This window comes from Streptomyces sp. NPDC049837, assembly GCF_040674455.1.
GTDB lineage: Bacteria > Actinomycetota > Actinomycetes > Streptomycetales > Streptomycetaceae > Streptomyces.
Window position 1 is genome coordinate 387,184 of sequence record NZ_JBFAMP010000002.1, and the last position, 16,903, is coordinate 404,086.

Sequence of the window (16,903 nt, forward strand, 5' to 3'; positions counted from 1 at the left end):
ATCTGTGTATCCCCAGCGGAGCACAGACGAGACATGAACGCCAGAGGCTTCACAGAATCAGGGAGGCGACCGTGGAATCCCCGTCGCTGCTGGAACTCGCGTTCACCGAGGCCGCCGAAGGCGCCGACCAGGACGACGAGACGACCACGCGTCTGCTCGACGCCGCGTACGAGCAGTTCTGCCGCATGGGCATCAAGCGGTCCACCATGGCGGACGTGGCGCGGCTCGCGGGTGTTTCCCGGATCACCGTCTACCGCCGGTTCACCTCCAAGGACGTGCTGGTCGAGCACGTCGTACGGCGTGAGTTCCGGCGGTACTTCGACCGGTTCATCCTCGACATCCAGGACGCCGAGAGCGTCGCGGACCGGGTCGTCCTGGGCTTCGTGAGCTCGCTCAGGGCCATCCGGCATAACCCTCTGATCGGTGGGCTGATGGCCGTCGAACCGGACGCCGTCGTGCTGTCCATGACCGGCGACGGGGGCCGGACGCTGGCCGCCGTACGGCAGTTCCTCGCGGGCAGGCTCCGCCGGGAGCAGCACGCGGGCACGGTCTCCGCCGACGTGGACGTGGACGTCGTGGCCGAGATGATGGTCCGGGTCTCCGCGTCCTTCCTGGTCGTCCCCAGCCAGGTCATCGACGTCGACGACGAGGAGCAGATGCGCGCGGTGGCCCGGCGGTTCCTCGTCCCTATGCTCGGGCCGCCGCCCCCCGGTCACGCGTAGCCCTCGCCCTTCCGGGCCCTGGCCACCAGCGAAGCGGGCGGCTCGAACCGTTCCCCGTACCGGTCGGCCAGCTCCCTGGCGCGGCCGACGAAGCCGGACGGCCCGCCCGGGTATCCGTTGACGTACTGGAGGACGCCGCCGGTCCACACGGGGAAACCGATGCCCAGGATGGAGCCGACGTTGGCGTCGGGCACCGACCGCAGCACGCCTTCGTCGAGGCAGCGCACCGCGTCGAGCGCCTCCGCGAAGAGCATCCGCTCCTTCATGTCCTCGAACGGGATCTCACGTCCCGCCACCGTGAAGTGCTCGTACAGGCCCGGCCACAGCCCGGTGCGGCTGCCGTCCGCCGCGTACGCGTAGAAGCCGGCGCCCGAGGAGCGACCACGGCGGGCCAAGTCGTCGATCATGCGGTCCATGACCGCCTCCGAACCGTGCGGGCGCCACTGCCCGCCCCCGGCGAGCACCGCCGCCCTGGCCCGCTCACGGATCGAGCGGGGCAGGGTCAGTGTCAGCTCGTCCAGCAGCCGCAGCGGCGGCGCCGGATAGCCGGCCTGGGAACCGGCCTGCTCGACCGATGCGGGGTGCAGGCCCTCGCCGACCATCGCCACCGCCTCGTCCAGGCGCTTGGCGATCACCCGGCTGGTGAAGAAACCCCGGCCGTCGTTGACCACGATGGGCGTCTTGCCGATCTGCCGCGCGATGTCGACCGCCTTCGCCACCGTGTGCGCGCCGGTCCTCTCGCCGGTGACGATCTCCAGCAGCGGCATCCTGTCGACCGGGGAGAAGAAGTGCAGGCCGATGAAGTCCTCCGGGCGCGCCAGGCCTTCGGCCAGCCCCGTGACCGGCAGCGTGGAGGTGCTGGTCCCCAGCACCGCGTCCGCCGCGACGAGGTCCCCGGCCTCGCCGAGGACCCGGTGCTTGAGCGCCGGGTCCTCGAAGACCGCCTCGATCACCAGGTCGCAGCCCGCGAGGCCGGCGCGATCGGCGGTCGGTGTGATCCGCGCGAGGACCCCGTCGGCCTCCTCCCGGGACGTCCGGCCGCGCGCCACGGCATGGGCGAGCAGTTGCGCCGAGTGCCGCTTGCCTCGGGCCGCCACGTCGTACGAGACGTCCTTGAGGACGACCCGCAGGCCGGCCCGGGCGCAGCAGTACGCGATCCCCGCGCCCATCATGCCCGCGCCCAGCACGGCCACCCTCCGCGCGGTGTGGCGGGGGTACCCGGCCGGGCGGCTGCCGCCGGAGCGGATGTGCTGCATGTCGTGGAAGAACGCGCGCATCATGTTCTTCGCGACCTGGCCCGTCATCAGCTCGACGAGGTAACCCGTCTCGATCTTCTGCCCGGCATCGAAGCCGGTCTGCGCGCTCTCGACGGCGGCGGCGAGGACGTTGCGCGGCGCCGGCATGTTCGCGCCCTTCAGCCGCTCGCGGAGGGTGGCCGCGTACACCGGGAGGCGCGCCGCGACCTTCGGGTGCGAGGGGGCGCCGCCGGGCATCCGGTAGCCCTCGGCGTCCCACGGCTGCACGGCCCCCGGGTTGGCCAGGACCCACTCCCGCGCCTTGGCCGTCAACTCCTCCGGACTCCGGGCCAGTTCGTGCACCAGCCCCTTGGCGAGCGCCTCCGCCGGCCGGTACCGCCGGCCCTCCAGCAGTACGTCCGTCAGCGCGCCCTCCAGTCCCAGGAGCCGGACCGTCCGGCTGACCCCGCCGCACCCGGGGAGCAGCCCCAGCGTCACCTCGGGCAGGCCGATGCGGCTGTCCGGGATGTCCAGCGCCACACGGTGGTGGCAGGCGAGCGCGATCTCGTACCCGCCGCCGAGCGCCGTGCCGTTCATCGCGGCGGCCACGGGCCTGCCCAGCGTCTCCAGCCGGCGTAACTGGGACTTCAGGACCGTGCACACCTCGCTCAGCGCGGCGGCGTCCTCCGGCCGCGCCCCGCTCATGAAGCCGACGTCACCGCCGGCGAAGAAGCTCGTCTTGGCGGACGTGAGCACGACACCGGTGATGCCCTCCCGCTCGGCTTCGAGCCGGGCGACGGTGGCCTCCATCGAGTCCACGTACGTCCGGTTCATGGTGTTGACCGGCTGATCCGGGTCGTCCATGGTCAGCACGACGACCCCGTCGGAGCCCTGCTCCCAACGGATCATGTTCTTCTCCGGCATGGGAACCGCCTTCCTTTCCCGGCTGCGGACGCGCTGCCCGTCCACGACGGTCGGGCAGCTATTGGCGGCCTGTCAATAGCGTGGAGGTACCGGCATCTCCCTTGCGCGGTACGGAAGGCAGCCCTGGCTCGGCGTCTGAACAGGCCCTGGCGCACAGCCCATTGACACTCCGACAACAACGGGTCCACGGTGGGACCGCTCGACGAGTCCGGTTCGCCGAACGGTTCGCAAAGCGGTCCGCCGAACGGTCCGCCGAACGGTCCGCGATGGAGGGAGACCGCCGTGGCCACAGCAGAGCAGCCGTACCAGCCCGCCGAAGGGCTGACCATCACCGGGCTGCTGCGCCGCAACGCCCAGCAGTTCGCCGACCGTCCCGCGCTCACCACCGGCATCGGGCCGGACGCGCGGACACTGTCCTGGTCGCGGCTGCGCGCCGAGGTCGCAGCCCTCGCCCGCGGCCTCGCCGCACTCGGGCTGGGCCGGGGTGACCGGATGCTCATCGCGATGTCCAAGCGGGCCGAGCACTGGGTCGCCGACCTGGCCGCGATCCACCTCGGCGCGCTGCCGTGCAGCACGTACGACACGCTGAGCACCGAGCAGATCGGCTTCGTCGCCCGGCACAGCGCGGCCACCGTCCTCGTCCTGGAGGGCGAGGAACAGATGCGCCGCTGGCAGCCCGTCCTGGACGAACTGCCACACCTCCGCGCCGTCGTCGTCCTCGACCCGGGCGCCGCCCCGGCCGGGGACCCGCGCTTCGTCGGCTACGCCGCCCTGTGCGGCGCGGTACCGCCCGACGACACCGCGTTCGAGGCGCTCACGGACGCGGCCACCCCCGACCAGCCGCTGACCGTGGTGTACACCTCGGGAACCACCGGCGACCCCAAGGGCGTGGTGCTCTCCCACCGCAACGTCATCCACGAATCCCTGATGCAGGACCACCTCGTCTCCGTCCCGGAGCATCCGCGCTCGGTGGCGTACCTGCCGATGGCGCACATCGCCGAGCGGGTGCTCGGCATCTACATGCCGGTCTGCAACGCCGGGCACGTCACCATCTGCCCGGACCCCGCGCAGCTCCTGCCCACGCTCCTCGCGGTGCGCCCGCACGGGTTCTTCGGCGTCCCCCGGGTGTGGGAGAAGCTCGCCGCCGGCTTGCGGGCGAGGCTCGCCACGCTTCCCGGGGAGCACGCCGCGGCGGTGGACCAGGCCCGCGGCATCGCGCTCGAAGTGTTCCGTCTGCGCTCCGCCGGCAAGGACGTACCGGCGGACCTCGCCGCACCGCTGGAGCAGCTCGACGAGCAGGTACTGCGGCCCATCCGGGCCGCCGTCGGGCTCGACGACTGCCACCGGGCGTTCAGCGGAGCGGCGCCGATCCCCACCACGGTGCTGGAGTTCCTGGCGAGCGTGGGACTGCCCGTGTACGAGGTGTGGGGCCTGAGCGAGACCACCGGGGCGGCCACGGTCAGCACCCCCGAGGTGTTCGCCCTCGGCGCGGTCGGGCGCCCGGGCCCCGGCGTCGAGGTCAGGGCCGCCGCCGACGGCGAGCTGTTCGTCCGCGGGCCCGTCGTCTTCCCCGGCTACCTCCGCGCCGACGGCGGCATCGAGCCCGCGACCGACCCGGACGGCTGGCTGCCCACGGGCGACATCGGCACCATCGACCAGCGGGGCATCGTCGCCATCACGGACCGCAAGAAGGACATCATCATCACCGACGGGGGCAAGAACATCGCCCCGACGAGGATCGAGTCCCTGCTCCGGGCGCACCCGCTCATCGCCCACGCCGTCGCGATCGGCGACCGCCGCAGGTACGTCACCGCGCTGCTGGTGCTGGACGAGGAGACCGCCCCGATGTGGGCGAAGGCCAACGGAATCGCCACCACCGACCCCGGCGGGCTGTCGCGCCACCCCGAGGTGCTCGCCGCCCTCGACAAGGCGGTCGCGGAGGCGAACGCGGTGCTCTCCCGCGCCGAGCAGGTGAAGAAGTACCGCGTCCTCGCCGGGCCCTGGACCGCCGAGTCAGGGGAACTGACGCCGAAACTGAGCCTGCGGCGCAAGGCCGTCGAAAAGCTGCACGCCGCGACGATCGAGTCGATGTACACCCAGGCGCACACCTAGGTCCGTCATCGGCACCGGAACGACGAGAGGGATGACGGCATGAGTGGCCCGGGCCAGGCAGCACAGCGACGCAGGATGGAACCGGACGCCCGGCGCGCCGAGATCCTCAGCGCCGCCCGCAGGCTCTTCGGGGCGCACGGCTACTCCACGGTGTCCACATCGGACATCGCGGCCGAGGCCGGTGCCGCACGCGCACTGATCAACCACTACTTCGGTGGCAAGCGGCAGCTCTACCTGGAGGTGGTGCGGCAGATGATGGTCGTACCGGCCTCCGTTTCCGAGCGGCTGCCCCCGACCACGCCCGAGGAGCGGCTGTCCATCTGCGTCGACCGGTGGCTCGAAGTCGTGGAACGCAACCGGGAGATGTGGCTGTCCGCGATCGGGCTGGAAGCCCTCGGCAACGACCCGGAGATCGACCGGATCATGCTGGAGGCCGACGAGATCGCGACCGACCGCGTCCTCGAGGCCGCGATGATGGCCGACGTCACCGAGGGGCGGGAGAAGCTGCGGGCGATGATCCGCGCCCACAGCGGCATGCTCAAGGCCGCCTCCAGGGAATGGCTGGTGCGCTCCACGCTCAGCCGCAGCGACCTGCACGTGATGCTGACCCGCACCGTGCTCCACCTCGTGAACACGGTCTTCCCCGCCGTACGGGACGACGTGGACGACGTGGACGACGTACGCGACAACCGCTGACGGGTTCAAGGAGGAACGCACCTCATGCCCCGAGTCCTCAACGACGAACGCCGCGACCTGGTCAAGGCGATAGGCGACTTCTGCCGCCGCGAGTGCGGCACCAAGGAACAGCGGGACAAGCTCACTGCGAACGGCCAGGAGCCGCACAACCAGAGGCTCTACGAGAAGATGGCCGGCCTGGGCTGGCTCGGCATCGCGCTCCCCGAGCAGTACGGCGGCGCGGGCCTGGGCATGACGGACCTGTGCCTGTTCCTGGAGGAGACCTCCTACGGGCTCGCGCCGATCAGCGGTTTCGGGACCACGGTCATCGCGGCGGCGGCGTACCAGAAGTTCGGCACCGAGGAGCAGAAGCGCGTCGTACTCGAAGGCGTGGTCAAGGGCCGGGTCGAGGCCATCTCGATGTCCGAGCCCGGTGCCGGGTCGGACGTCGGCGCGCTGACCTGCCGCGCGGAGCGCGCCGGCGGCGGCTATGTGATCAACGGCCAGAAGACCTGGTGCTCCAACGCGCACTTCGCCGACCACATCCTGCTCATCGCCCGTACGTCGCAGGAGGAGTCGAAGCACCGGGGGCTCACCCAGTTCATGGTGCCCACCGACGCCGGGGGCCTGGAGATCAGGGGCATCGACACGATGGGCGGCCGGGAGGTCAACGACCTGTACTTCACGGACTGCTTCGTGCCGGACTCGGCGGTCGTCGGCACGCCCGGGCAGGCGTGGCCGCAGTTGATGGCCGGGCTGAACCTGGAGCGGATGATCCTCGCCGCGCTGATGCTGGGCATCGCCCGGCGCGCGTTCGACGACACGCTCGCCTACGTACGGCAGCGGGAGCAGTTCGGCCGGCCGATCGGCTCCTTCCAGGCGCTCAAGCACCGTATCGCGGACATGGCCACCGACCTGGAGTGCGCCCGGCTGCTGCTGGACGACGTCGCCGCCGCCATCGACGCCGAGCCCGGCCGGGTGTTCGCCCGCGAGGCCTCCATGGCCAAGCTCAAGTGCACCGAGCTCGCCAAGCACGTGGCGCTGGAGGGCATGCAGATGATGGGCGGCTACGGGTACGCCACGGAGTACGGCATGGAGGCCCTGCTGCGCTCCGCCGTCGTGTCCACGGTGTACGGCGGGACGAGCGAGATCCAGCGGGACATCATCGGCAGGACGTACGGCCTGTAGGCGGGCGGTCGGCCGCGACGCGGCGGGCTCACCGGTCCCGTCATTGACCAGAAGAGGGCGGCCTGATCGAGACGTTGTGGAAATGCGGCCCGTCCCCCAGGATCGGTCCGCATGAGCCGTGTCTACGACGACGAACGCCTGGCCGGTGCCTACGAGCACGGCAACGAGATGCCCGAGCGGTCACTGCGGGCCTGGGTGGGGTTGTTCGCCTCCCACGTGGGCCGCCCGTCACCCTCGATTCTCGAAGTCGGCGCCGGTACGGGCATGTTCTCCGCCGCGATGGCGCGCTGGATCGAAGGGGCCGACGTCCTCGCCGTGGACGCCTCCGAAGCGATGCTGGCCGAAGCCCGTCGCCACCATCCGCACCCCTCGGTGCGGTACGTCTCCGGTACCGCGGACGCCCTGCCCGCACCCACGGACGCCTTCGACCTGGCCCTGCTCTCCCGGGTGATCCACCACCTCCCCGACCGGGCCGCAGCGGCACGCGAACTGGCTCGCGTGCTGCGCGTGGGCGGGAAGGTGATCGTCCGGACCACGTTCAGGGAACGGCTCGACGCCCTGGTCTACGACTACTGGCCGCAGTTGCGCGGCATCGACGAGCGGCGCTTCCCGGGCAGGCAGGAGGTCATCGACGACTTCCTGACCGCCGGCTTCGCCCTGGAGGAGGTCACCTCCCTCGCCCAACCGGTGACCGCCGGCCTGCGCGACTTCCACACCCGGCTCGCCGCCCGCCCGCAGTCGAAGTTCACCCATCTCACCGCCGCCCAGTTCGAGGACGGCCTCCAACGCCTGGCCGCCGCGGCCAGGACCGAGCCGAGCCCGCCGCTGCCGGTGCTCGAACGCTATGACGTGGCGGTCTTCTCCCACTGACGCGCCGTGACGGGTGCGGGAGCGCTTCAGTCGTGCACCGGGCGGTCGCTGACGCGGTGGTCCGCGAGGTTGAGCGCTTCGTCGACGAGGCGGCGCAGGTGGCCGTCGTGCAGGGCGTAGATCACCCGGCGGCCCTCCTTGCGTGTGGTGACCAGTCCGGCGAGTCGCAGCCGGGCCAGGTGCTGGCTGACGGCGGGGCGCGCCGCGCCGCACCTCTCGGTCAGGGTGCTGACGTCGGCCTCGGCGCCGGACAGGGCGTGCAGGAGTGTGAGGCGTGTGCGGTCGCCGAGCAGGGCCAGGACCTCGGCGGCGAGCGTGAACTGCTCCTCGCCCGGGTCTCGCGGGTGCGCATCGTGCGCAGGTGATAGGTGCATGCGTGCGCTCATACGCACATAATGGTTCCGTGGGCCGTGCGGTGTCCACCTTCATGCCGGAAGGGGATTGAGTGTGAGCGACCACCACCACGATCACGGTCATGCGCGTGCCCATGCGCATGGGCACGGCCATTGGCGCCGCCGGCTCGGGCACCTGCTCGCACCGCATTCGCACGAGTCCGCCGACAAGGTCGACACGGCGCTGGAGTCCTCCGTACGCGGCATGCGGGCGCTCTGGGTCTCGCTCGCCGTTCTGGGGGCGACCGCCGTCGCGCAGGCCGTGGTCGTCGTACTGTCCGGTTCCGTCGCCCTGCTGGGCGACACCGTGCACAACGCCGCCGACGCCTTGACCGCGGTGCCGCTCGGTGTCGCCTTCGTCCTGGGCCGCCGTGCGGCGACGCGCCGTTTCACCTACGGCTACGGGCGGGCGGAGGACCTCGCCGGGATCGTGATCGTCCTGACCATCGCCGCCTCGGCGGGCTTCGCCGCGTGGAGCGCGGTCGACCGGCTGCTCCATCCGCGCGACATGAGCCACATTCCCGTGGTCGCCCTCGCGGCCGTCATCGGGTTCATCGGCAACGAGTGGGTGGCGCGCTACCGCATGCGCGTCGGCCGGGCGATCGGCTCCGCCGCGCTCGTCGCCGACGGCCTGCACGCCCGCACCGACGGGTTCACCTCCCTCGCGGTGCTGCTGAGCGCCGGGGGCGCGGCCCTGGGGTGGCGACTGGCCGACCCCGTCGTGGGCCTGCTGATCACGCTGGCGATCCTGCTGGTGCTGCGCGACGCGGCCCGGGAGGTCTTCCGCCGGGTCATGGACGCGGTCGACCCGGCGCTGATCGACCGCGCCGAGGGTGCGCTGCTCGACGTCGACGGCGTACGGGACGTCGGCGAGCTGCGGCTGCGGTGGATCGGGCATCGCCTGCGCGGCGAGGTGGCGGTCGTCGTGGACGGCGACATGACGGTACGTCAGGCACATGACGTCGCCGTGGCCGCCGAACACGCCCTGCTGCACGCCGTGCCGAAGCTGACCGCCGTACTGGTGCACGCCGACCCGGCACCGGTAGCCGGCACCCCCGACCCGCACCACGCGCTCGCGCACCACGTGGCTCCCGGACGCTGAGCGGCTCCTGCGGCGCGGGCGACGGGAACCACAGCCCCGTCTCCGTGCTGTCGGGCGCCAAGGCCCGGGCGGGCCCCAGGACGCCCCGGGCGACGTGGGGGAGTGGCCCGGGGCGTCCCGGCCGGCCGCGGGGTGGGTCAGCGGTCGTCGTCGAGTTCCTGGTGCATCTGGGGCTGGTCGTCCTGGTCGTGGGTGAGTGCGTACCGTGCGACGTCGTTGAAGTGCTTGGAGGCGATGCCGACGACCTTCTCGTAGGGGTTGACGCCTACGGTCTGCTTGGCGCCGCCGCCCAGGAGGCCGCTGCCGATGCCGCTGACGAGCTTGTGTCCCTCGGCGAGGGGCTTGCCGGCGATGTCGAGGGGGTTCTTGGGGACGCCGGCCATGTCGGCGTACTTGTCGGTGAGCCCCACGCGGGTCACCGCGATGTAGGCGTCACTGACCCCGGGGCCCATCAGGTCCCGGTAGAAGTCGACGGCCTTTTTGGTCATGAACACACCGTCGTCGGTCTTCTTCCACTCCTTGTCCCGCTCCTGGTTCCACAGGCGCTCGACTTCGTCGGCGTCCTTGGGCAGCAGCCACTTCTCGGGGGTGCCGAGGTAGTGGTTGACGTAGTGCCAGGCACACATGAAGCCGTGGGCGTCGTCTTTCGAGACGTGGATGCCGAGGTTCCTCATGGCCTGGAGGACCTGGGTGCTGAAGACGCAGGCGGCGCCGGTGGTGTACTTCTGGGAGACCGGCTCGCCCCACTTGGCGTAGTCCCACTCGCCGCTCTTCTTGTGCAACTGCCGCACCGACGCGTGGACCATGCGCACCTTGGTCACGGTCGCCTTCAGCGTTCCGTCACGCAGGGCGCCCTCGTTGCCCATGTCGATGAACAGCCGTGAGGACTGGGCGAGGCGCCTGCCCGGGCCCTTGACGCCGCCCAGGCGTCCGGTGGAGCGCAGCGTGAACGCCCCGGTGGGGGAGAGGTAGGTGCCGATCAGGCCGACGGTGCCCTGGAGCATGGACGCTTCTCCGTGGTGGTTCTCGAAGAAGCCCTCCGCCGCCTTGATGTCCGCCTCGCTCCAGCCCGGCGGTTCCTTCTCGGCCTGCTTCAGGAACTGGGCGAGCCGCTCGGGCAGCCGCGAGTAGTCCTGCTTGGGGCCCAGGGTGCTGATGGTGCGGAACAGGCCGTTGACCCCGTCGACCTCCCGGTTGTCGATCAGGTCGGACACCAGCTCGTCGGCGGCCGGGTCCCCGGCCTTGCTCGCGGCCTCCATCTCGGCCGCGATGTTCGTGGTCGTCAATGCCACAGTGACGCTCCGTCCTCGTTGGTCAGTGGTATGGGGCCGCTGGTCCCCGGCCCTCGGCCCGGCTGTCGGGCAAGATCACCGTTCGCGATCTTTCCGTTGCCAGGACGGGCCCGCGATGCCCCATCAGGGGTACGTGGAAGTGCGCCCGGCGCACGAAGGGGGCGCGTTCCGCCGCGCCGCGGTCGTGACGCCGGGCCCCCCGGGGCGCCGGGCCGGGCCCCGGGAGCCCGGCCCGGCGTAGCAACCGCACCGCACCATCACGGGGCGTGGTGGTCCACCGCCGTCCCGGCCCGTTCGGCGGGCTCCTCGGGGAGGAACGTCACCTGGGGCGCACCGGTGCGCGGATGGACGGCCACCTCGCCCCGCACGCCGTACACCTCGGCCAGCAGCCGCGCGGTGAGCACCTCGGCGGGCGGGCCGGACGCGTGGACCTCGCCGTCGCACAGGACGTAGAGGCGGTCGCAGTAGTAGGCGGCGAGGTTCAGGTCATGGAGCGCCACCAGGACCGTCGCCGGGAGCCGCCGCAGGAGACCGAGCACCTCCAACTGGTGCCGGACGTCCAGGTGGTTGGTCGGTTCGTCGAGCACCAGCAGCGCGGGCCGCTGGGCCAGGGCGCGGGCGATGAGCACCCGCTGGCGTTCGCCGCCCGAAAGGCGGCCGAAGGACCGGTCGGCGAGGCCGGCCGCGTCCACCGAGGCGAGGGCCGCCGCGATGAACCGGGCGTCCTCGGCGGTGTCGCCGTCCAGCAGCCGCTTGTGCGGCGTACGGCCCATGGCGACGACCTCCCGCACGGTCAGGTCGAAGTCCGCGCCCGACTCCTGCACCACCGCGGCCAGCGTACGGGCCAGCCGCCGCACCGGCAGCGACCAGGCGTCGGCCCCGTCCACCCGTACGCACCCGGAATCGGGGCGCAGGACGCGGTAAACGGCGCGCAGCAGACTGGACTTGCCGCTGCCGTTGGGACCCACCAGGCCGATCACCTCACCGGGCCGGGCGGTCAGGGACACGTCCCGTACGAGACGGCGCGCTCCGGCGCTGAGCGTGACGCCCTCGACGGTCAGCTCGGTCGCGGTCATCCCACACCTCCGCCGGTGTCCCGCCGGGCGTCCCGGTGCATCAGCCACAGGAAGAACGGCCCGCCGCACAGCGCCGTCAGGACACCGACGGGGATCTCCATCGGCGCGGCGACCGTACGGGCGGCGATGTCGGCCCAGACGAGGAACACCGCCCCGGCCAGCGCGGCCGTCGGCAGCACCCGGCGGTGGTCCCCGCCGACGAAGAGCCGCACGATGTGCGGCAGCATCAGGCCGACGAAGCCGATCGGCCCGGCCGCCGCCACCAGCACGCCGGTGACCAGCGACAGCAGGACGAACATCCGGGCCCGGAACCGCGCCACGTCCAGCCCCATCGTCGTGGCCGCCTCCTCGCCCGCCAGCAGCAGGTTCAGCGAGCGCGCCTGCACCAGCAGGACACCGATGCCGGCCAGCAGGGCGGCGGCCGGCAGCCACAGCGTGCCCCACTGGACGCCGCCCAGGCCGCCGAGCGTCCAGGCGAGCACGGCACGCGCCTCGTTGCCCCGGTCGGAGGTGAGCAGCAGCAGGTCCATCACGGCCGTGAGCACCGCCGCGACGGCCACGCCCGACAGCACGAGCCGCACCGAGGTGATACGGCCGCCTGCGCGCGCCGTGCTGTACACGAGCAGCAGCGTGAGCAGCGCCCCGGCGAACGCGGCCACCGACAGCGACACCGGCCCGAACAGGCTCACCCCGAAGACGATCACCACGACGGCACCCAGCGACGCGCCCGACGACACACCCAGCAGGTACGGCTCCGCGAGCGGGTTGCGCACCAGCGCCTGCATGGCGGTGCCCACCACCGCGAGCCCGGCGCCCGTCACCGCCCCGAGGAGCACACGCGGCGCCCTCACGTCCAGGACGATCGTCTCGCGCGCCCGGGACCACACCGGCTCCGACCAGTCGGCGCCCAGCGCGTGCGTCACGATGCCCCACACCTCGCCGGGCGGTACGTGGACCGAACCGATGGCCATGCCCGCCGTGACCGACGCCAGGAGCAGGACGCCGAGGACGGCAAGGGTCACGGCGAAGGCGGGTTCGCTCCGCCGCTGCGGGCGGCCGGTGGGCGCGGGACCGGTCGTGGCCTTCGCCGGGCCCGTCACCGGAACCTCTCCGGGTGCAGTGCGCGCGCCAGGTCCTCGACCGCGTACGGCGGCCGTACGCCGACCAGGGTCGCGGTCAGCGGCAGCACCACGAACCGCTTGTTCTTCACGGCCGGGACGTCCGCGAGGGCCGGCTGCGAGAGCAGGAACTTCTTCTTCCGCTCCACGTTGTCGGCGCCCGCGTAGTCGTAGATGGCGATCACCTCGGGCTTGCGGGCCACGACCTGCTCCCAGGAGGCGTCCCCGAAGACCTCGTCGAGGTCGTCGAAGACGTTCCGGCCGCCGGCCAGCCGGATGATCTCGGTGCCCAGGCTCTTGCCGCCCGCCGTGAACGCCGACTTGTCGCCGCTGTCGTACACGAACACGGGCACGGCGGGCGCGCCCTTCACCGCCTCGGTGGTCCTGGCGATACGTCCCTGGAGGTCGGCGACGAGCCGGTCGGCGCGGTCCCGCACGCCGAAGACCGAGCCGATGGTGCGGATCTCGTCGTAGGTGTCCTGCATGGACACCCGCTTCTTCCCGCAGTACTCGCGGTTGAGGTAGGTGTCGATGCCCGCGTCGGCGAACGCCTTGCGGGAGCGGCCCTCGTTCTCGGCGAACGCGCTGCCGTAGCCGCCGTAGACGAAGTCCGGCCCGGCCTCCAGGACCTTCTCGAAGGACGGTTCCTTCTCCGCCAGCTCCGGGATGGCCTCGAAGTCCTTCCGGAACTGGGGCAGGACGGCAGAGTCGGGGAAGGCGGTGCCGACCATCCGGTCCTTCAGCCCCAGTGCCAGCATCAGTTCGGCCGGGTGCTGGTGGATGGTGACCACCCGGGAGGGCGGCTTGTCGTACGTCGTGCGGGTGCCGCAATTGTCGATGGTGACCGGGAAGCCCTGCCCGGACGGCGCGGTGGCCTTCCGGTCGTCGGCTGCCCGCTCGGGGCCGCCGCAGCCGGCCAGCAGGGTCGCCGACAGGGCGACGGCCAGCGCCACGGCGCGCCCGGCGCGGCGGCGCGGGCGGGCGGGGGAGAAAAGGGAACGGGGGAACAAATGGGGACGGGGCGTGCCGTCGTACACGTAAAGCCTCCTGGGGAGTCCGCGCTCCTCGGAACGGGCCCGCGACAGGCCAGTGTCCTGACTCCCGGATCGACGTTCCCCCGGCCTTCCCGCGCGTGGTGCGCAGTGGCCTTCTCGAAGGGTTCCACTCCCCGGTCACAGTGGCGGGACCGTGCCGGAATCGCACCGGCTTCCTGTCTCCCGTCGCGGTGATGACCAGGCGATACTACGTGGCCGGTGACACCGGGCGGACCTGGTGTGCGGCGCGGTGCTTCTGCCATCCTGCCTTCGACCCCACGACCGAGAGGACGGTGGCACCCGTGTGCCCGCGCGTGTGTGACGGATCGTCGCCGGACGGCGGTCCCAGCCCCGACGTCCTCGCACGGGTCCGAGCCGTCGGCCCCTACTTCGCCGTGGCGTGGGGGCCCCGCGCCGACGCCGCACGCTTCCGGCCGCTCACCGACCTGTACACGGACCGGGACGGGGCGCTGGACGCGTACGTGGCGGCGGTCGGCCGGCGGCTCGGCACCGGGCAGCGGCTCGGGGCCGGGCAGCGGCGGGTCGCCGCCTCGACCCTGCACATCGGGACGGCCGCCCGGCTGTGGTCGGTCGCCCTGGCCACCGCCGCGCTCACCGGGCGCGCGCCCGACCTCGCGCCCGACCGCCTGTGGTGGCGCCCGGCCGAGTCCGGCCCGATCGACCTGTGGCTGCCGGAGGTGTCCTGGGTGGCGGGTGACGACCTGCCCCTGGCCCTGCACGGGACCGTCGTCGTACGCAACCTGCTGCCGCTGGGCGACGCGCTGCGGGAGCACTCCGCGCTGTCCCCGCACGTGTTGCGGGGCAACGCCGCCTCCGCGCTCATCGGCGCCGTCCGGGTGCTCACCGCCCATGCCCCCGAGGCACCCTACCCCCCGCTGCCGCTGGTCACCGCCCTGCTGGCACGCGAACCGCTCGCCAGCGCCGGCGCCTTCACCGCCAGGCCGCTGACGTACCGGCGCCGTAGCTGCTGCCTCTACTACCGCGTGCCCGGAGCCGGTTACTGCGCCGAGTGCGTCCTCAACCCGGCCGGTACGCCCCGTTGAGGTAGTGCTCACCGATGTCGCGGAGCCGGTGAGCCGTGGAGCGGTCGGCCGTCAGGACGCGGGCGTTGCGCCAGAACCGGTCGAGGCCGGGGGCGTCGGCGAGTTCCGGCACCCGCGTGGTGATGTGCAGGGCGGCCTCGGCCGTGACCGTCTCGGCCGTGGCGACGAGGGCGGCGACGTCGGCGGGCTCGTCCGCGTCGATGTGCGGTCCCGCCTCCAGGGCGCCGGCCATCGCCGCCGTCGCCCGTTCGACGACGGCCGCGGCGGTCCGGGCCGCCGAGGCCAGTTCCCCGAACGCGAGGAGGACGTCCGGGCCGGTGGCGGGCAGCCGGCCACCGGGGCAGGCGTCACGCGCCTCGGAGAGGGCGCCTTCGGCGATGCCCAGGCCGACGTGGCACAGGGCGAGCCGCAGCGCGGGGGCGGCGAGCGCGGTGAAGGGCGCGGTCGACTCCTCGTCGTACGGCCGGGGGCCGAGGACCTGCGCGGGCGCGACGGCCACCCGGTCGAAGGCCACGCGGCCCGCGCCTGCGACCCGCTGGCCGAGCCGGTCCCGGGCGGGTTCGACGGACACTCCGGGACGGCCGGACGGCACCCGTACGACCAGGACGTCACCCGTCACGGCGCACAGGGCGTCCACGACGAACCGGTCGGCGACGGTCACGGCCGTGTCCACGGCCCGCCGGCCGTTGAGCAGGTACCCGGAGTGGAGCGGGGTCAGGGTGAGGTCCGGGACGCCGCCGTCCGGGGCGGCGGTGCGCACGCCGCCGGCCCACAGCAACTGGTCGCGCGCGGTGTCCCGTTCGAGAGCGGCGGCGCGGTGGGCCGTGGCGTAGAAGCGTCCGCTCCAGGCGTGCACGTAGTGGCGGGCGAGCAACTCGCCCACGGAGCTGTCCGCCGTGGCGATCTCGTGCACGACGGCGCAGCCGGTGCGCCAGTCGACGCCGTGCGTACGGCCCGGTGGCACGAGGGCCGCCAGGAGCCCGGCCTCGCGCAGCCGGGCCACCTCGTCGACGGGCGGCCTGCCGGCCCGGTCCCGGGCGATCGCGTCGGCGGCCAGGTCCTCCGCGACGTCCCGCGCGATGCGCAGGGGTGTGTCACGCCCCTGGGCCCGGGCGGTCGCCGTCCCGAGCGCGGCGGCCGTCACTTGACCTGGGCGGGGACGCCGGCCACGGTCGCCGAGGGCTGTGCCGACTGGCGGCGGTGTTCCTTGAAGGAGTACGCCAGAGCCGCCGCCCAGAGCAGGTAGATGAGGGCGTAGACCGCCCACTGGGCGGCGTCGCCGGCGCCGAGCCAGTCGCTGCGCAGCAGCGTCCGGACGTTGGTGAGGACGATCAGGCCGCCGACCGCCGACCCGAGGATGCGCGGCGGCACGTGGCGTACCAGCCATGCGGCGATGGGCGCGGCGATCAGGCCGCCGACCAGCAGGGCGACGGCCCACGAGTAGTCGATGCCCTGCGATCCGAGGCCCACGAGGAAACCGATGCTCGCGGCGACGGCGACCAGGAACTCGCTGGTGTCGATGGAGCCGATGACCTTACGCGGCTCCAGGCGTCCGCTGGCCAGGATCGCGGGGGTGCCGACCGGGCCCCAGCCGCCGCCACCGGTGGCGTCGAGGAAACCGGCGACGACCCCGAGCGGGGAGAGGAACCGCTTGCGCAGCGGCTTGCCCAGGTTGCCGGTGGGCAGGCCCAGGAAGGTGAAGCGGCCGAGCACGTAGAGGCCGAGGCCCAGCAGGATCAGGGCCATGACCGGCTTGGCGACGTCGGTGGAGAGGCTGGAGAGGACGGTCGCCCCGGCGAACGCCCCGGCCGCGCCCGGAATGCCGATCTTCGCGACGACCCGCCAGTCCACGTTGCCGAACCGCCAGTGGGCGGCGCCCGAGGCGAGGGTCGTGCCGATCTCGGCGAGGTGCACCGTGGCGGAGGCGGCGGCGGGGTTCGTACCCACCGCCAGCAGCAGGGTGGTGGAGGTGACGCCGTAGGCCATGCCCAGGCTCCCGTCCACGAGTTGGGCACCGAGCCCGGCAAGTGCCAACACGATCAACGTCTTCACGGCCACCTCGCAGATCGATCCCTAGTTTCCCTATCGGGTTGGTAGGG

At 72.6% G+C, this 16,903-nt stretch carries 15 protein-coding genes and 1 riboswitch; of the genes, 7 read left to right on the top strand and 8 right to left on the bottom strand.

The window, feature by feature from the left end; translation table 11 throughout:
• Positions 1–71 precede the first annotated feature (71 nt).
• Positions 72–722, top strand: coding sequence for a helix-turn-helix domain-containing protein (locus AB0J57_RS06310; RefSeq protein ID WP_366126821.1), 651 nt, complete (start codon positions 72–74; stop codon positions 720–722).
• Here AB0J57_RS06310 and AB0J57_RS06315 read toward each other — a convergent pair.
• Complete coding sequence (locus AB0J57_RS06315) at positions 713–2,881, bottom strand: 3-hydroxyacyl-CoA dehydrogenase NAD-binding domain-containing protein (RefSeq protein WP_366126822.1); 2,169 nt, start codon at positions 2,879–2,881, stop codon at positions 713–715. The two genes, AB0J57_RS06310 and AB0J57_RS06315, sit on opposite strands and share 10 nt — an antisense overlap.
• A 282-nt stretch (positions 2,882–3,163) precedes the next feature.
• On the opposite strand from AB0J57_RS06315, the gene AB0J57_RS06320 reads away from it, so the two are divergent.
• The 4 genes from AB0J57_RS06320 to AB0J57_RS06335 all read left to right on the top strand — a co-directional run bounded on the left by AB0J57_RS06320 (position 3,164) and on the right by AB0J57_RS06335 (position 7,726).
• Positions 3,164–4,993, top strand: coding sequence for an AMP-dependent synthetase/ligase (locus AB0J57_RS06320; protein WP_366126823.1), 1,830 nt, complete (start codon positions 3,164–3,166; stop codon positions 4,991–4,993).
• A gap of 75 nt (positions 4,994–5,068) precedes the next feature.
• Positions 5,069–5,689 carry a helix-turn-helix domain-containing protein gene (locus AB0J57_RS06325; RefSeq protein WP_366126824.1) on the top strand — a complete coding sequence of 207 codons (621 nt, stop codon included), beginning with the start codon at positions 5,069–5,071 and terminating at the stop codon, positions 5,687–5,689.
• 24 nt (positions 5,690–5,713) lie between these two features.
• The gene (locus AB0J57_RS06330; protein WP_366126825.1) at positions 5,714–6,856 is read left to right on the top strand and encodes an acyl-CoA dehydrogenase family protein; all 1,143 of its coding nucleotides are present in this window, start codon (positions 5,714–5,716) and stop codon (positions 6,854–6,856) included.
• A 111-nt stretch (positions 6,857–6,967) separates the two neighbouring features.
• Positions 6,968–7,726, top strand: coding sequence for a methyltransferase domain-containing protein (locus tag AB0J57_RS06335; protein WP_366126826.1), 759 nt, complete (start codon positions 6,968–6,970; stop codon positions 7,724–7,726).
• 26 nt (positions 7,727–7,752) lie between these two features.
• Here AB0J57_RS06335 and AB0J57_RS06340 read toward each other — a convergent pair whose 3' ends face one another.
• The gene (locus AB0J57_RS06340) at positions 7,753–8,112 is read right to left on the bottom strand and encodes a metalloregulator ArsR/SmtB family transcription factor (RefSeq protein ID WP_366126827.1); all 360 of its coding nucleotides are present in this window, start codon (positions 8,110–8,112) and stop codon (positions 7,753–7,755) included.
• 61 nt (positions 8,113–8,173) lie between these two features.
• Here AB0J57_RS06340 and AB0J57_RS06345 point away from each other — a divergent pair, with 61 nt between their 5' ends.
• Entirely contained in the window at positions 8,174–9,220 is a 1,047-nt protein-coding gene (locus AB0J57_RS06345) for a cation diffusion facilitator family transporter (RefSeq protein ID WP_366126828.1), read from the top strand.
• Positions 9,221–9,357: 137 nt separating this feature from the next.
• On the opposite strand, the gene AB0J57_RS06350 is transcribed toward AB0J57_RS06345, so the two are convergent.
• The 4 genes from AB0J57_RS06350 to AB0J57_RS06365 form a co-directional block, all read right to left on the bottom strand.
• Positions 9,358–10,512: an oxygenase MpaB family protein gene (locus AB0J57_RS06350; RefSeq protein ID WP_366126829.1), complete on the bottom strand. Its 1,155-nt coding sequence runs from the start codon at positions 10,510–10,512 to the stop codon at positions 9,358–9,360.
• 257 nt (positions 10,513–10,769) lie between these two features.
• Entirely contained in the window at positions 10,770–11,588 is an 819-nt protein-coding gene (locus AB0J57_RS06355; RefSeq protein WP_366126830.1) for an ABC transporter ATP-binding protein, read from the bottom strand.
• Positions 11,585–12,688: an iron ABC transporter permease gene (locus tag AB0J57_RS06360; RefSeq protein WP_366126831.1), complete on the bottom strand. Its 1,104-nt coding sequence runs from the start codon at positions 12,686–12,688 to the stop codon at positions 11,585–11,587. Before AB0J57_RS06360 ends, AB0J57_RS06355 begins: the two co-directional genes overlap by 4 nt.
• A complete protein-coding gene (locus AB0J57_RS06365; RefSeq protein WP_366126832.1) occupies positions 12,685–13,743 on the bottom strand; it encodes an ABC transporter substrate-binding protein in 1,059 nt (352 codons plus the stop codon). The genes AB0J57_RS06360 and AB0J57_RS06365 overlap by 4 nt, the downstream gene beginning before the upstream one ends.
• Positions 13,744–13,772: 29 nt before the next feature.
• Positions 13,773–13,958: riboswitch (cobalamin riboswitch) on the bottom strand.
• Here AB0J57_RS06365 and AB0J57_RS06370 point away from each other — a divergent pair.
• The gene (locus AB0J57_RS06370; RefSeq protein WP_366126833.1) at positions 13,935–14,804 is read left to right on the top strand and encodes a (2Fe-2S)-binding protein; all 870 of its coding nucleotides are present in this window, start codon (positions 13,935–13,937) and stop codon (positions 14,802–14,804) included. Its footprint overlaps the riboswitch before it by 24 nt.
• On the opposite strand, the gene AB0J57_RS06375 is transcribed toward AB0J57_RS06370, so the two are convergent.
• Both AB0J57_RS06375 and AB0J57_RS06380 read right to left on the bottom strand, forming a co-directional pair.
• Positions 14,779–15,948, bottom strand: coding sequence for an acyl-CoA dehydrogenase (locus AB0J57_RS06375; protein ID WP_366126834.1), 1,170 nt, complete (start codon positions 15,946–15,948; stop codon positions 14,779–14,781). The two genes, AB0J57_RS06370 and AB0J57_RS06375, sit on opposite strands and share 26 nt — an antisense overlap.
• Positions 15,945–16,856 carry a sulfite exporter TauE/SafE family protein gene (locus AB0J57_RS06380; RefSeq protein WP_366126835.1) on the bottom strand — a complete coding sequence of 304 codons (912 nt, stop codon included), beginning with the start codon at positions 16,854–16,856 and terminating at the stop codon, positions 15,945–15,947. The genes AB0J57_RS06375 and AB0J57_RS06380 overlap by 4 nt, the downstream gene beginning before the upstream one ends.
• Positions 16,857–16,903: the final 47 nt, after the last annotated feature.

Coding starts and splice junctions, on each gene's coding strand:
- AB0J57_RS06315 (WP_366126822.1), bottom strand. CDS start 2,881: ATGCCGGAGAAGAACATGATCCGTTGGGAGCAGGGCTCCGACGGGGTC.
- AB0J57_RS06325 (WP_366126824.1), top strand. CDS start 5,069: ATGGAACCGGACGCCCGGCGCGCCGAGATCCTCAGCGCCGCCCGCAGG.
- AB0J57_RS06330 (WP_366126825.1), top strand. CDS start 5,714: ATGCCCCGAGTCCTCAACGACGAACGCCGCGACCTGGTCAAGGCGATA.
- AB0J57_RS06335 (WP_366126826.1), top strand. CDS start 6,968: ATGAGCCGTGTCTACGACGACGAACGCCTGGCCGGTGCCTACGAGCAC.
- AB0J57_RS06340 (WP_366126827.1), bottom strand. CDS start 8,112: ATGAGCGCACGCATGCACCTATCACCTGCGCACGATGCGCACCCGCGA.
- AB0J57_RS06355 (WP_366126830.1), bottom strand. CDS start 11,588: ATGACCGCGACCGAGCTGACCGTCGAGGGCGTCACGCTCAGCGCCGGA.
- AB0J57_RS06370 (WP_366126833.1), top strand. CDS start 13,935: ATGACCAGGCGATACTACGTGGCCGGTGACACCGGGCGGACCTGGTGT.